Source organism: Spiroplasma endosymbiont of Othius punctulatus, assembly GCF_964019505.1.
GTDB lineage: Bacteria > Bacillota_I > Bacilli_A > Mycoplasmatales > Mycoplasmataceae > TIUS-1.
This window is the reverse complement of record NZ_OZ026449.1, coordinates 487213-503007: the sequence shown is the minus strand read 5'-3', so window position 1 is coordinate 503007 and position 15795 is coordinate 487213. Positions and strand designations below refer to the sequence as shown.

At 28.7% G+C, this 15795-nt stretch carries 15 protein-coding genes and 4 tRNA genes; 18 read left to right on the top strand and 1 reads right to left on the bottom strand.

From position 1 onward, the window contains the following. Positions 1–190: 190 nt before the first annotated feature. From AACL07_RS02410 to AACL07_RS02385, 6 genes are all read left to right on the top strand, one after another. Complete coding sequence (locus AACL07_RS02410; RefSeq protein ID WP_338982960.1) at positions 191–985, top strand: ABC transporter ATP-binding protein; 795 nt, start codon at positions 191–193, stop codon at positions 983–985. Continuing rightward, positions 957–1691: a hypothetical protein gene (locus AACL07_RS02405; protein WP_338982958.1), complete on the top strand. Its 735-nt coding sequence runs from the start codon at positions 957–959 to the stop codon at positions 1689–1691. The genes AACL07_RS02410 and AACL07_RS02405 overlap by 29 nt, the downstream gene beginning before the upstream one ends. A 126-nt stretch (positions 1692–1817) precedes the next feature. Then, a tRNA-Tyr gene (locus tag AACL07_RS02400) sits at positions 1818–1901 on the top strand. Positions 1902–1904: 3 nt separating this feature from the next. Then, positions 1905–1979, top strand: a tRNA-Gln gene (locus tag AACL07_RS02395). A 13-nt stretch (positions 1980–1992) separates the two neighbouring features. Continuing rightward, positions 1993–2068: transfer RNA gene (locus AACL07_RS02390), tRNA-Lys, on the top strand. 12 nt (positions 2069–2080) lie between these two features. Then, positions 2081–2169 (top strand) — tRNA-Leu (locus AACL07_RS02385). A 60-nt stretch (positions 2170–2229) separates the two neighbouring features. Here AACL07_RS02385 and AACL07_RS02380 read toward each other — a convergent pair. Then, the gene (locus AACL07_RS02380; protein WP_338982956.1) at positions 2230–3045 is read right to left on the bottom strand and encodes a lipoprotein; all 816 of its coding nucleotides are present in this window, start codon (positions 3043–3045) and stop codon (positions 2230–2232) included. Between the two features lie 55 nt (positions 3046–3100). Between AACL07_RS02380 and AACL07_RS02375 the strand changes: the two genes are divergently transcribed. From AACL07_RS02375 to recO, 12 genes are all read left to right on the top strand, one after another. Continuing rightward, on the top strand, positions 3101–4024 hold the full coding sequence (locus tag AACL07_RS02375) for a hypothetical protein (RefSeq protein WP_338982954.1): 924 nt from the start codon (positions 3101–3103) through the stop codon (positions 4022–4024). Between the two features lie 102 nt (positions 4025–4126). After that, positions 4127–4360: a hypothetical protein gene (locus AACL07_RS02370; RefSeq protein ID WP_338982952.1), complete on the top strand. Its 234-nt coding sequence runs from the start codon at positions 4127–4129 to the stop codon at positions 4358–4360. Positions 4361–4499: 139 nt separating this feature from the next. Then, the gene (gene rpmG / locus AACL07_RS02365; protein WP_338982950.1) at positions 4500–4643 is read left to right on the top strand and encodes a 50S ribosomal protein L33; all 144 of its coding nucleotides are present in this window, start codon (positions 4500–4502) and stop codon (positions 4641–4643) included. Positions 4644–4718: 75 nt separating this feature from the next. Continuing rightward, positions 4719–5828 carry a phosphatidate cytidylyltransferase gene (locus tag AACL07_RS02360; RefSeq protein ID WP_338982948.1) on the top strand — a complete coding sequence of 370 codons (1110 nt, stop codon included), beginning with the start codon at positions 4719–4721 and terminating at the stop codon, positions 5826–5828. Between the two features lie 17 nt (positions 5829–5845). Then, complete coding sequence (locus AACL07_RS02355) at positions 5846–10234, top strand: PolC-type DNA polymerase III (protein ID WP_338982946.1); 4389 nt, start codon at positions 5846–5848, stop codon at positions 10232–10234. 8 nt (positions 10235–10242) lie between these two features. Beyond that, the gene (locus AACL07_RS02350) at positions 10243–10728 is read left to right on the top strand and encodes a hypothetical protein (protein ID WP_338982944.1); all 486 of its coding nucleotides are present in this window, start codon (positions 10243–10245) and stop codon (positions 10726–10728) included. Positions 10729–10781: 53 nt separating this feature from the next. Continuing rightward, positions 10782–12803: an ATP-binding cassette domain-containing protein gene (locus tag AACL07_RS02345; protein ID WP_338982942.1), complete on the top strand. Its 2022-nt coding sequence runs from the start codon at positions 10782–10784 to the stop codon at positions 12801–12803. Then, a complete protein-coding gene (locus tag AACL07_RS02340) occupies positions 12793–13164 on the top strand; it encodes a hypothetical protein (protein WP_338982940.1) in 372 nt (123 codons plus the stop codon). Before AACL07_RS02345 ends, AACL07_RS02340 begins: the two co-directional genes overlap by 11 nt. Before the next feature lies 1 nt (position 13165). Next, positions 13166–13648, top strand: a complete 483-nt coding sequence (gene ybeY, locus AACL07_RS02335) for an rRNA maturation RNase YbeY (RefSeq protein ID WP_338982938.1) — start codon at positions 13166–13168, stop codon at positions 13646–13648. Positions 13649–13650: 2 nt separating this feature from the next. Continuing rightward, entirely contained in the window at positions 13651–14070 is a 420-nt protein-coding gene (locus AACL07_RS02330; RefSeq protein ID WP_338982936.1) for a diacylglycerol kinase, read from the top strand. Then, on the top strand, positions 14070–14969 hold the full coding sequence (gene era / locus AACL07_RS02325; RefSeq protein ID WP_338982934.1) for a GTPase Era: 900 nt from the start codon (positions 14070–14072) through the stop codon (positions 14967–14969). Before AACL07_RS02330 ends, era begins: the two co-directional genes overlap by 1 nt. Before the next feature lie 2 nt (positions 14970–14971). Then, positions 14972–15721 carry a DNA repair protein RecO gene (gene recO, locus AACL07_RS02320; protein ID WP_338982933.1) on the top strand — a complete coding sequence of 250 codons (750 nt, stop codon included), beginning with the start codon at positions 14972–14974 and terminating at the stop codon, positions 15719–15721. The last annotated feature ends 74 nt before the right edge of the window (positions 15722–15795 follow it).

Sequence of the window (15795 nt, the reverse complement as noted above, 5' to 3'; positions counted from 1 at the left end):
AGTTGAAATACCTGTTAATGTTTAGCCCTATCAAAAAACATTATTTAACAATCATTTCAATTTATACTAATTATTAGCTAGACGGACTTGATCAACGCTCTGCCCGAGCGTTTTTTTTATTCCCATAAGTTAATGAATAAAAATTGTATTTATCAATACAAAAAAGTAAAATTAAATAGGAGACAAACTAATGAATCAAGTACCGTTAATAAAGTTAGATAACATTAAAAAATCATATAAGAATAACTTGATTTTAAAAGACTTAAGTTTTTCTATTGACAAAGGTGAAAAAATCGGAATCATTGGACCAAATGGTGCTGGTAAAACAACACTTTGTGAAGTGATAGCTGGACTTAGGAAACCAGATAGTGGTAGTGTTTATATTGAAGAAGGTTTAAATATTGGAATGCAACTCCAAGATACAAAGTGACCTCCAGGTATAAAAGTTCACAATATGGTTAGACTTTATCTAGAGAATTTTAAAGTTTATATTAGTTCTGAAGAATTAATGGAATTATACAAAGTGTTTAATCTAGAAGATTTAATTCAAAAATATATAGCAACATTATCTGGCGGACAACAACAGCGTGTGAACATTTTATTAGCGTTTGTAGCTAATCCAAATTTTGTAATTCTAGACGAAGTATCGACAGCATTAGATGTTGATATAAAAGAAAAAATAAACAATTACATTAATAGTTATTTTGATAATAGTGATAAATCATTATTATTGGTTTCACATAACATGAGTGAAATAGAAAAATTATGTGAAAAAATAGTGTTTATGGTCAAAGGTGAGATCGTTGAAGTTCAATATAGAAAAGAAATTATAGAAAAACACGGCTCGTTAGAAGACTATGTTACAAACATGTTCAAACACTACAATATTGGTTCTTATAATACAACAATAATAAATACACCAAATAAGGCAAATGACAAGTGAAAAAAGGAGTGAGATGGTTTCGTTAGCAAAAGGAAAAAGTAGAATAGATTTAAAAGCTCTAATGAGATTTTATTTATCACTATTAGATAATCAATGACCAATATTATTGATTTGTTTAGTAACGCCAATATTTGGAATGATTGGAACATCATTTACACAATATATAGAACAAACACTTGTATTGACTGTTGGTATTGGTCTAATGACGTCTGGTGCGATTATTAGTGCTGTTTTTGTAATCCAATTCTTTGGTAATTTAAAGATGTCTGTTTTGTATAAAAGGCTAGGCCTTTTAGGATTAACAAAGAATCAATTTATTTTAATAAACTTTCTATTTTGTTGAATATTAGTAGTAATTTCAATGCTGTTGATTTTGGCATATGGAATGACAGTGTTGGCAATAAATGGTTTTGGTTTTGAAACTCTATTTAATACAAAATTATTATTATTTTTAGTTAGTTCAATTGCAATCAATTCTGTTGCAATTATGTGTGCTCTATTTGCAGTTAACTTTATTAACTCAATAAAAAGTCAAGTTACAATTACAATTATTATGTCTTGAGTTTTTATGGGAATAGGGATCGGGGTCCCAATTGCAGTAGTTTCTACAGAAGGTAATTATTGATCTCAACACTTTTATGATTTATCAATTACTTGAATTATATTTATACCTTTAAATGTTGTCGCAATTGCCTTAACATTACTATTTTTTGCTTTATTAAATAGGTCATTTAAATATGCAAACTAGTGTTTTCATATTTAATATTTAAAAAACTTTTCACCAAAATTACAAAATGTATTTATCAAAAATTAAAATATGTATATAATATTTAAGACTAATATAAAAGTTAGTTACAGATTAATATACAAATTCGGATGGGTAGTGAAGTGGCTAAACACGGGTGGCTGTAACCCATCTCCTAACGGTTCGGGGGTTCGAATCCCTCTCCATCCACCATATTGGGCTATCGCCAAGCGGTAAGGCATCACACTTTGACTGTGACATGCGCCGGTTCGAATCCAGCTAGCCCAGCCAATATTTTTTTAATGTCTCGTTAGCTCAGTTGGTAGAGCAACTGGCTTTTAACCAGTGGGTCACAAGTTCAAATCTTGTACGGGACACCATTTTTTTTATTCCCCCGGGTGGCGGAATAGGTAGACGCAGCGGACTTAAAATCCGCCGGTTGTAATATACCGTGCCGGTTCAATTCCGGCCCCGGGGACCAACTAGAAAATTAAAAACACCAGCAATAAATGTTGGTGTTTTTCTTTTGTGTTTTTACTTATTATTCTGGATCTACAGGATTTTCGCCTTCACCTTCAGTAGGTGGAGTGGGTTTACCATTTTCAATAATGTTGAAGAATGTTTCGGATAAGTTTGAATCGCCTCAAAGCACTCCATCTCCACCTAATTTATCTTCATTTTTACTTTCAAACATTGAGCTCTCAACATATGATTCGATGTTATCTCTAAAAGTACCGTTATCTTCAGAAGTTCCTTTAAAGTCTCATGCTGAAGTACCGATAAATCTTCCATTTCTAAAATGTAAGAAAGTAGGTGTACCAGTCATTATTTCATTCAAGTAATTTTGATTTATTTTTTTATCGATTTTTTTGTCAGAGTCTGTAGTGTCTTCATTTACGGTTTTGTATAATTCTCTTAGTTGATCTCTAATTAAGTCTTTTAAAGAAACCAATCACTCTTCTTCAAATAAGTTTTCGAATGTTTCAGCTTCGTATTCTTTAAAAGTAATCTTATCAACTACTTCACCGTATTTAGTTAATGTTTTTTCTTCTTCTGTAACATCATTTGCACCATTAATTTTTTGATTGTAAGTGTCTCTTGTTATGCTTGTAAACATTTCATCAAATGTTTCAAATTCATTTTCACCTTTTGGAAGGTTGTTGTATTTATTAACTTCATATTTAAAGTTTTTACAATGTGAACAATCTTCAGCACTAATCAAAATAATCATTGATTCTTCATTGTCTAAAGCGTTTTTTATTTCGTTAAAATTACCCATGTTAGCACAAGACACAACCATGACTGCTGTAGTAGCAGTTAAAGTCATTGCACCAAAAATACTAATTAATTTTTTCATGAAAGTCCTCAATACTATGTATTAAATACATTATAATATAAATAACGAGGTATTAATGAAAATAGCAAAGGATTTAATTAAAAATATAAATAAATTTGTCGGCAAAACTGAAGAAAAAGGCAACTTTAAATCTGAAGATGAGTTAGACAAATTTTTAACAACTTATGTAGAAAAAAAACTTAGAGATATTTGAGTTCAAAGATTATATTTATCTATCCCATGACTTATTCATTTTGGTGTTTTAGCAATGTTTGTAGGTCTTTCTTTTATTTGGATAGATTCAAAAGATGGTGGTAAATTTTCAATTGGTAAATTTTTCTATTGATTTATGGTGTCACTTGCAATTTCTGCATTGTTAAGATTAATAACAGTAACTGTGAATATGTTTTCGAGAGTTAAATATAATGATAAAAAAATGAGAAGGGTTGCACCAAAAGTTATCTCATCATATTTTATGTTTAAGGACAAATCATTTAAGAGCGTCACTGTTAAAAAAGGTAAGTTTAAACCGTTCCTTAGAAGAAGTATTAAAAAAATAGAAATCGAAACAGACACACAAGTATTCAGTTATGACTTGTGAGAAAAAAAGAAGTTTAGTTTCTTGTTATTCTTTTTGGGTTTCTTTGTGAGTTTTGTTAAGACAATTCTTAAGTACATTAGAGTTTTCAAAGGGTCATTTTTAAAAAGTAAATATGTTGTTTCACAAGAAGTGAAACTAAGTTATGTTTCAGAAAAAACTAAATTAAATTTCAAAGAACATAAAAAAGAATTAACAAAAGAAGGGTTCTCAATTAAAGGTGATAAAGTTGTTGTAAATAGAAAGAAAGTTACTTGATCTCAAAAAGGTTTACAAGTTACTGACATTCAAATTTATGCAAGACATAAGCCAGAAATGAAACCAGAAATATATAAAATCCTGGATGAAAAATTAGTATCTTTAAAAGGTGTTATGACAAAAATGAATGATTTAACTTACTAAAATTTAGTAAGTTTTTTATCAAAAAATCCCAAAAACCCAGTGAATGACTTGGAAAATCGAGTTAAAAATGGTACTATAAGTATATATTTATTAGGAGTAACTATGGACGAATTAATGATGAAAGGTGATGCTGAATTTCTTTGAGATACAAGACACAGTGTTAAACCATCTATAAAATGCGAAGCAACTGATTGTAAGTTTCCAACTGTATCAGTTAAAAAAACACAATATGGAAACAAAACAGAAAAACACTGAATTATTGAAAGAATAAAAGGTGCTAAAAATAACAATAAAGAAAATATTAGAGTTATTCACTTCGGTTGTAAATCTGTTTAAAAATAAGCTTGGCTTATTTTTTTATTTAATAAAAAACCACAATAAATAACTTTTGTTCAAATAAGCATTTTTTTAATTCATATGTAATTTATTTGATAAGATATATCTAACATAAAGAAATTAAGGTTTAGGGGGCAATATGCGCGAAGGTGTTATTCTAAGATGTGTTGATTGTAAAAATGAAAACTACATCGCAAAAAACGATAAGAAAAAAGACAAAATTGAAGTAAAAAAATTCTGTTCAAAATGTAACGGTCACATTACTCACAAACAAAAAAAATAATTTTAAAACACCCCATTATGAAAGGGTGTTTTTTATTTAAATAATATATAATACATATATATTTTTAGGAGCAAAATGAGCTTAGATATCCAAAATGTTAGTGATTCAAATTCAGAGAAGTCTGAATCAAAAATAACAAAAAAAATTAAAAAACCAAAAATCAAATTAGCAGACGAAAGCTCTTTTAGCAAAATGAAAATTAGAATTATATTTGCTATTATTCTGTCCGTAGTTCTAATAGTGTATTTATTTTCTGCGATGGCATATTCATTTGGAGTTACACAGATCAAAACTGCAACTTGATTAGATGTGTTTGCATATATTCACTTATTAATCTCGCTGTTGATTCTTGGTGGCGCAACATTTGAAATATCACACATCTTTGGATTTAGAAAGGTGTATGAACATACAATATTTATTATTTGTTCAACAGTTCTTTATTATTTACCAATCACGGTTGCAAATTCATATTATCCAGCTTGAATCTTTGTTAATTGAGCACCATCATTTGAAAGATACATGACATTAATTTGATTTGTTGGACTGACAATTGTGTCTTTGATTACAATTTTAATGTTTACAAAAAATAAAAACTTTAACCCAAGAAATATATTTTATTTTATAGGTTATTTGACAATTGTTATCTTTGGTTTAAAAGGAATAACTGCATTATCGTTAACACCAGTTAATGTGATCTCTGAACAAATATTTGGAGGGCACTCTGGTGCTACAATTATTTGAATATGAGTAATGGCAATTGTCTCAGACACAGTTGCTTACTTTGTTGGGGTTAAGTGAGGTAAAACAAAACTTGCACCTGAGATCTCGCCTAAAAAATCAATTGAAGGTGCAATCGGTGGGTTTGCTGCAGCATTTGTTTTTGGTGTTGTTTTTGCAATGATTTTATTGTTTGCAATTCCTAACAACCATAACTTTATTCCGTTTAAAGGATTTATTGGAGAAAGTGAAGTTTGAGCAAAAATACTTATTGTTATTTTGTTCTCAATCATCGTCCCAATCTTGAGTATTGCTGGAGATTTATTCTTCTCAATTTTAAAAAGAAAATTTGATGTAAAAGATTATTCAAACTTATTACCAGGTCATGGTGGTGTGTTAGACAGGCTTGATTCAATCTTGTTTACAGCATTCATAATGGAGATAATAATACTATTACTAACTATTTAATATTTGAGGATTAATTCATGAAAGACAGAGTATCACATTTATTTAAAAAACTTAATATCGAACTAAGTCCAGAACAAACTAAATTACTAGAAGGCGCTGACTTTTTTAAACCACGTCAGCTTGAAGAAGAAAAGAATAGAATTAGAATTTTTATTTCTGTAAAAGAAACTCTTCCAATTGAACTTATAAAAGTTTTAGAAGATCAGTTTGAAAACAACAAAAGACAAATCCCGATAAAGGTTAATTTTCAACCAAATAACATCAAATATGAATTTGATGTTATTTGAGAGTATGTTGAATATTTAATTAATCATAAATCTAAACTAAAAGCCGGAGTTATAAAGCTAATTTCAAAAGATAAGTTCAAATTTAATCCTGAAACTAACCAAGTAACATTTGAAGTTACTAATCAAACTCAAGTTGAAGAGTTGGCAAAAGAAACATCATATTTTGAAAAAAGATTTTCAAAATATGGATTTAAAAATATCGATGTTGAATTTAAAATAGGTGAAAGTGAAGTTGATGCTAGAAAAAGACTTGAACTAAAAAATAAAGATATTGTTTCGCAATTAAACAAAAACAAATACAACCCAGAAACTTTCAAAAGTAGAATTGGAAAACCAAACTACAAATCAATTAGTGAAATTGAAGAAGGGGTAAAAAATGTTGTAATAAACGGTGAGTTATTAAAAAAAGAAGCTCGTGTTTCAAAAGCAGGAAATAATTTTTACATCTTTTCAATTGGAGATGAAACATCTGCAATCAAATGTATCAACTTCACAAGATCAAATATACCAACAGCATTAGATGAAGAAGCTAAGGCAAAAACCGTAATTGGAAAAGATGACATCATAAATGTTGGTGATTGAATTTCAGCACGTGGTAATTATGAATATTCTACTTTTGATAAATCATTTCAATTCATTGTAAATGAATATCAAAAGATACCAAAAATCGAAAACAAAATTATAGATGATGCAGAAGTGAAGCGTGTTGAATTACATACTCACTCAAAAATGTCAGTAATGGATGGAGTTAGTTCTATTGAAGAATATCTTTCACAAGCTAAAGACTGAGGATGAAATGCAATTGCGTTAACTGATCACCAAAATATTCAGGCGTATCCTGCGGCTTTTAATCATTTAAATAAAATAAACAAAGGTTCTAAAAATCCATTGAAACTAATTTATGGTTGCGAACTTGCAGTTATAGATGATAGTTTTTGATATGTAAACAATCCAAAAAAACAATCAATTCGTAATTCTAGAATTGTTATTTTTGACTTAGAGACAACAGGTCTTTCTCCAGAAAGAGATGAAATAATAGAATTTGGTGCAGTGATCTATGAGCCAACTAGTGACAAACCATCAAAAGAAATATCTATTTTAATTAAACCAAAATCAAAAATTTCTGAGTTTACAACTAGTTTGACTAACATAACAAACGATATGCTTGAAGATAAAAATAAAATTGAAGTTGAATTTAAAAAAATCTATGACTTGATTGGCGATTCAATTCTTATTGCTCACAATGCAAAATTTGATATGGGATTTTTAAACTCATGAGCAATAAAATTAGGATACAAACCATTTGATAATACTGTAATAGATACACTTGCAATTGCTCGTGCAGTTAAACCTAGAATTAAAAACCACAGATTAGGGACAGTATGTAAATCATTTGGTATTCTATATGACGACAATACGGCTCACCGTGCTGACTACGATGCGAGAGTATTGAGTGACTTATATGATCACTTAATTCATGACGCTAAAAAAATGATTAAATTAGAAACTGTTGATGATTGAGAAAAATTAAAAACAGTTCAAGGTTCAATATTAAACCTTTCAAAACCAAGACCGACTCATGTTAATGTACTTGCAAAAAACCAAGCGGGTTTAAAAGTTCTGTTTAAAATGATTTCACACAGCCATGTTGAGGGATTTTTGGGTTCTCCAAAAATAACGGAAACAAAACTTTTTGAATTTCAAAAAATGGGAAACATTTTAGTAGGGGCAGGATGTTTAAATTCACCAGTTTTTGAAGCTGCTCGTACAAAAACTAATGTTGAATTAGAAAATGAAATAAAAAAATATGACTATATTGAAATTCAACCGCTTTCTGTTTATTCAAAATTTATTCAAATTGGAGATCTAAAGATTGATGAATTGAAAGAAATACAAAAACTAATGATTAAATTAGCAATTAAAAACAATGTTAAAGTTGTGGCAACATCTGATGCTCACTATGTGAAGCAGTCACAAAAACAAATTAGAGATATCTATATTCAAACAAAAGGATTGGCAGGAGTAGCTCATCCACTTTTTGATTACAAAAATAGAGTTAAAACAAATCCAGATCAACACATGAGAACAACAAATGAAATGTTAAAAGAATTTGAATGGATTGGAGATAAAAAATTAATAAACGATATTGTAATCAAAAATACAAATGATATTGCCGACATGATTGATATGGATGTAAAGCCATTAAGACATGGATTATTTACACCAAAAATTGATAACGTTGATAAGCTGCTAACTGATGAATGTTATTCAACTGCAAAATCAATGTATGGAGATGAATTACCAACTATTGTTAAAGAGAGAATTGAAAAAGAACTTCAGTCAATAATTAAACATGGTTTTGCAGTTGTTTATTGAATATCTCACTTGTTAGTAAAACAATCGCTAGCTGATTCGTACCTTGTAGGGTCACGTGGGTCAGTTGGGTCATCGTTTGCAGCTACAATGTCAAACATTACGGAAGTTAACCCGCTACGAGCTCATTATAGATGTGCTGGATGTAAATATTCTGACTTTGAAACAAATCCAGAAATTAAATGTGGATATGACTTACCAAAAGCAAACTGTCCAAAATGTAATAAAGAATTAATTGGAGATGGACATGATATTCCATTTGAAACTTTCTTAGGATTTAATGGAGATAAAGTTCCAGATATTGATTTAAACTTTTCTGGAGATTACCAACCAACTGCTCATAACTTTACAAAGAAAATTTTTGGAGATAAAAATGTTTTTAGAGCTGGAACAATTTCTACAGTTGCAGATAAAACTGCATATGGTTATGTAAAAGGTTATTTAGAAAGAAAAGAATTACAAATGAATTCTGCTCAAATCGACAGACTAGCTAGTGAATCAGCTGGAGTAAAAAGAACAACAGGTCAACACCCTGGTGGGATCATTGTTTTACCAAAAGAATATGACATTGAAGACTTTACACCAGTAAATTATCCAGCTGATGATTCTGAATCACCTTGATTGACAACTCACTTTGATTTCCACGCTATTCATGATAACTTATTGAAGTTAGACATACTAGGACACGATGATCCTACGGCTTTAAAGATGTTATATGACATAACAGGTGTAGACCCACAAACTATACCAACAAATAGTCCTGAAGTATATTCATTATTTTCAAATCAAAAAGCATTGGGTGGCGTTTCTCCAGAGCAATTAAATGGAGAAGTTAATGGGGCACTTGGTCTTCCTGAATTTGGTACTGGTTTTGTTAGAAAAATGTTAAATGAAACAAAACCAAAAACATTTTCAGACTTAGTTCAAATTTCTGGATTATCACATGGAACAGATGTTTATGTAGGTAATGCCCAAGAATTAATAAGTTCTGGGAAAGCTACAATTTCAACTGTTATTGGATGTAGAGATGACATCATGGTTTATCTAATGTCAATGGGTCTTGATTCATCGCTTTCATTTACAATTATGGAATCTGTACGAAAAGGAAAAGGGTTAACAAGTGAGTGAATTTCAGAAATGAAAGCACACGATGTACCGACATGATATATTGAATCATGTATCAAAATTAAATATATGTTCCCCAAAGCGCATGCAACTGCATATGTTTTGATGGCATATAGAGTAGCTTGATATAAAATCAATTTCCCAATTGAATACTATGCAACTTGATTTACCACAAGAGCAAAATCATTTGATTTAGAAACTGCAATTAAAGGTGAAGAGTTTGCTAGAAAAAAATATGCAGAAATAATTGAAAAACAAGAAAACAGAACTTCGACACAAAGAGAAGATTGATTAATCAATACATTAGAAGTTATGTTTGAAATGTATGCTCGTGGAATTGAAATCAAAAATATTAGCTTTTCAATTAGTGAAGCTGAAAAATTTGTAATCAAAAAAGAAGAAGACGGTAAGCAATTTATCTATCCACCATTCACAGCAATTGACTCACTTGGTGAAGCTGTTGCTAGAAAAATCATCGAATCTAGAAATGAAAAATCATTTTCTTCACTTAAAGATTTAGAAAATCGTACAAATATTAACAAAACACATTTACAATTATTAAAAGATTTCAAAATTATTGATTCATTAAAAGATGAAGAACAAATAACATTTGGGTTTTAGGAGAAAGAATGAAATTACATAGTGTATTAGATGAATTAACTGTTGAAGTTAATGAATCTTTTAAAAATGAAAAAGTAAATGTATATGAAGTGAATATTTACAATGAATTCGAATCTGAAATAATTCAAGTTTTATTAGAAAACAAGGATGGAAGTTTAATTCAATTTGATGATCTTATTAACTACAATGAAATTGTTTCTAATTTATTAGATGCTAAGTTTGACGCAATTGAAGATGAGTACATGTTAGAAGTTTCGTCAGCAGGAGCCGAACGAGAAATCAAATCTGAAGAAGTACTTAAAGGTTTAGTTGGGAAATATTTCTTTATCAGAACAAAGAAACCATTTGAAAATGAGTTAACCGAATTTAGTGCTGAACTAAAAGAAATAAAAGGAGACAAATACTTATTTGCATTCTTTATAAAAGGAAGACCAAAAAAATTAGAAATTAGCTATTCAGATATTGAATTCATTAGATTCTCAGTAAAAATATAAAATCCCTATAGGGGTTTTTTATTTTTTGTGACGTTGTTATAAGTGAGGTACATATGAAGTATTCATTTATAAAACAAAGTAGCACAGAAGATTGTGCTCATGCAGTAATAACAATGGCTATCAACACGTTACATGATAAAAACTACTTATTAGATGAGATAAAACTAAACAACAAACTGCCGATTGGAACTTTGAGTTTTTTTGATATCGAAAAAACACTCGATAAATATAAGATTTCATTCGAAACATATTCATCATCATTTGCAGAACTGATTGAATTTGATCCAAATAATCCAGTGGTATTAAACGTGATGACAGATGAGGGTGATAACCACTTTATAATTGTTTACAAGTTTTTGAAAAATAAATGTCTTGTTGCAAATCCTGACTCAAAAGAAATCCAGTGAATATTAAATGAAGAAATTGAAAAAAAGTATTTAGGATTTTTTGGGATATGTAAAAAGATTTCAAACATTGAAAACAATGAAGGTTCAATCACTAAATGATTTATATATTTAAAAAAACATTGAAAGATTTGTTTAGCTTTATTTTTTGTTTCAGTTTTTATAAATATATTAGTTTTGATGGGCGGTGTGTTTACAAAAATATATTTAGAAAATACAGCTGATATTCAATGATCTTTTTTAGACAAATTATTTTTTATGTTTGGAATAATATTTGTATTAAATATATTTGGTATTTATGTAAACACTAAGATGACAAGTAAAATAGCTGCCGTAATGTGCAGGGATGTTTTTAGTGATTATAAAAGCAGTTTACTGCGTTTAGACGTCGAATCATTTAATGTGATTACAAAAGATGAATGAATTAAAAGAATCACTGATATAACTGAAATAACAAATAAACTACTATTTGTAGTCTTGGAATTACCAATAAGAATAATAATGATGGTAATCTCGTTGATTATTTTTTCTAATTACTCAAATCTATTTTTACTAATTATTTTTTTAGAAAGCATAATATATATTTTGATTTCTTTTGTAACTAGTAGGTGAATTAAAACAATGAACTTTAAAAAAGAAAAACAACAAATAGAATTTGCATATCATTTTAGAGATATGATGGATGGGTTTGAACAAATCAAAACCAAACAATTAACTAGTTATTTATCAAATAAAATGGATGGTAATTTCACAAAACTAGAACAAACAAACTTTCAACTCACGATGACCAATGAAAAAATTAATGTCGTTTATTCGTTAATAAATAAAGCATTTTATATACTTACATTTTTTATTGGTGCGGTATACATTGATAAACAAAAAATTAATGCATTTGATTTATTGTTTCTAACTTCAATATCGATCTACATTTTTGGTTTCATAAATTCAATAACCGGACATGTGTCCAACTATTCTAAATTCATAATTGCAACAAAAAATTTAGACTTCATTTTTGAAAACAATGATGCAAAGATAAAGCCAGAAACAGACGTTATCAAATCAATTAGAATAGAAAACCTGACAAAGAACATTGGTTCAAACCCACTGTATTTAAACTTAAATTTTAAATTTGAACGCAATACTTTTATAAAGGGTAAGAGTGGTTCTGGTAAAACATCAATGTTAAAAACTATTTGTGGAATTTATAAGAACTATCAAGGAAATATTATTGTTAATGGAATTAACTTAAAAGATTTAAATGACAATTATTCAAATAATGTAAATTATCTTAGTCAATATGATTACTTATTTCACGGAACAGTGTGGGAAAACATACAACAATTTAGAAACAAAATTGATTTAGAGGTTTTTGAAAAATTACAATTGAATGATATTTTAAATGAACATAATATTTCTTTGAACAAAGAAGTTATGGATAATGGAAGTAATTTTTCCAAAGGACAAAGACAAATCATTAACTTTGTTAGTTTATTTTTTGTTGAATGTGATGTCTTTATTTTTGACGAACCATTAAGTAACGTAGATAAAGAAACCGCAAACAAATTAGTCAAAAACCTTATGGGATATAAAAAAGATAAAATGTTTATCATGTGTGATCATGATGAAACTTATGGACAATATTTTGAGGAGGTAATTACACTTGAAAAATAAATGAAAACTAATATTAATATTTTTTATTTCAATAGGTGTATGTAGTATTGCAGCTTTTTCAATAAAAATACCAATATACAAACCAATCCAGTTCAATTCAATTAAGGTAAAAAATACTTATAAGTTTTTTATTTCATTAAACAATATTGAATCTGGTGATGTAAAAGAAATAAAGTTGACACAAGGGAATAATGTTTATTTAATTGAAACAGAGTCAATTAAATTTGAAGAAGATGGAACAGCTGAGCTAAACAGTATTGATAAACAATTTGAACCAAACGAACAAACAAAAGCAGTTGCTGTATTAAAAAGTGAACGAATTATGTATTATTTATTTAATAGGACATTTAGTAGGAAATAGAATGGTTAATTTTTTTAATAAACACCCAAATGAAGAATTGATAGGCGAATATGGTAATTTGTTTAATAAGCTTTTCATACACACAAAAGAAATATTAAAGATCGATTATGATTTAGAAATGTCAGTAACATTTTTAACAAATAAAGAATCAATTGAAATGAATAAAGAATATCGTGACAAAGATAAAATAGGTGATGTTTTATCATTTCCAATTGAGATGGATGATTTTTTATATGAACAAACTGGCTATCGTGAAATTGGTGATTTATTTATTGCTTCAGATGAAGCAGTTAATAAAGCAAAACTATATGACCACGAACTTGATGTAGAGATGGCGTGATTATTTGTTCATGGTATGTTGCACTTACTTGGATATGACCACGAATTAGGTGATAAAGAAGAACAAGAGATGTTCCAGTTAACTGATTTAATTTTATCTAAAATCAATATGAAGTATAATATTAGTAATGTAATTGGAGATTAATAATGGCAAAAAACAATTCAAGAGACCAGAAGGGCGCTGCAATAAGATTTAAAAATAAGTTTGCAAATGCCTTTAGGGGATTAGCTATTGCGTTTAAAGAAGAAACAACATTATTACTTTATTTAATAATTACAATTGCAGCAGTTGCAGTTGGTATCTTTTTGACAACAGGTGGATTTTTTACAACGATACATTGAGCTATTTTAACTCTGACAATTGGAGTTGTAGTTGGGTTTGAGTTGATCAACACAGCAATTGAAAACTTTGTTGACTTATTATCATTTGAATACAATATTAAGGCTAAAAAAATAAAAGATATTTGTGCAGCAGCAAGTGTATTGAACTCGATTGCAGCATTTTTGGTTGGTTGTTTTTTATTCATCGAACCGATACTAGAACAAATTAATGTGTGAATACAATAATGATTAAATCAGGTTTTGTAGGAGTAATTGGTAGAACTAATGTTGGTAAGTCTTCATTAGTTAATGCCATAGTAAAAAGAAAAGTATCAATAGTAACAAGCAAGGTTCAAACAACAAGAGATAGAATTTGTGGAATATTCAATGATGAAGATTCGCAAATTGTCTTCATTGACACACCTGGAATCCACACACATAAGTCAGGAAATAAACTTGGTACATTTATGAATTCAACTGCTTTAAAAGCAACAAAAGATGTTGAAGCTGTTTTATTATTGGCGCCAGCAAATGAACGTATTGGAGAGAATGACAGATTCTTAATTCAAAGATTGAAAGAATCAAAGATACCAGTTATCTTAGTTATAACAAAATCAGATACTGTAAATAGAGAAGAAATGTTTGCAAAAATAATGGAGTGAACAAAACAAGATATTACGTTCTTAGATATAATTCCAACGTCATCAAAGAAAAATGTAAATGTTGAAAAACTGGTTGGCCTAATTCAAAAGTTACTTCCCGAAACTGGATTTAGATATTTTGATGAAGATGCAATTAGTGACAAGGGAAGTTCTTTTTTAATTAAAGAAATGATTCGTGAAAAAATACTATTAAGAACTGGAGAAGAAATTCCTCATTCAACAGCTATCATGATTGAAAAATTCAAAGATAAAAAACACATTATTGAAATATCTGCAATTGTAATTTGCGAAAGAGAAAGTCAGAAACCAATAATTATTGGTAAGCAAGGATTGAAAATTAAACAAATTGCAACTGATGCAAGAGAAGAGCTTGAGAAAGAATTTGAAAAGAAAGTGTTTATTGAAATTAATGTCAAAGTTGCAACTGACTGAAGAAAATCAATTGATCACATTAGAAAAATGGGTTATAGCGATCACGAGTAGTTATGAGTATTGTTAATGGTTTTGTTTTAAATAATTTTACTTTTGAAGATAACAAAAGTTTAATTTCTGTGTTTTCAAAAGAAAACGGATTAATAAATTTGTATGCATTAGGTTTGCAAAATGAAAAGTCAAAAAATAAATATTCAACATTAAAGTTTTCAAAATCAGAGTTCGAAATTTTTCAGACAAAAGATCCAGAAAAAATGAGTAAATTAAAAACTGGAAAGCTTATATATGGAATCGATATCTCTACAATGACTTATGAAGACTACCTGTATATAACAACGATATTTCAAGTTGTAGAAAAAACATCAAATTTTGGTGAAGTAAATATTAGAAAATATAAATTTGTTAATGATGTTTTTTTGGCTTTTGTTAATCACAAAGATGGAAGGTTCCCAATTTTCTTATATTTCATGTTGAACTATTTAGATTTTGTCGGAAGGAAATGAAACTTGGTAACTTGTCTCAAGTGTAATAAGCGTGTCAACAAATTTGTTGACTTTAACTTAAAAGAAAGACAGTTCATTTGCTTTGGCTGCGAAAAGAAACCCAATGAAGATTTGAAAATGGAATTGTTTATCAAAACACTTGAGTATTTTAGTTTTGCAAAGGCAGGTAAAATTCCTGTGGAAACATATGACTCCCAAGTTTTAGTTAAAATTAATAGAATATTAATGGACGAATATAAGAACGAAGTAGGACTAATGACTACAAGTATTGGCGAGTTATCAAAAGGGCGTTTTATTTAACACATAAGTTTTAAAACACTTATAGTGTGACACACTTATAATGTGTTGACTTTTGGCCTTTATGCGAATAATAT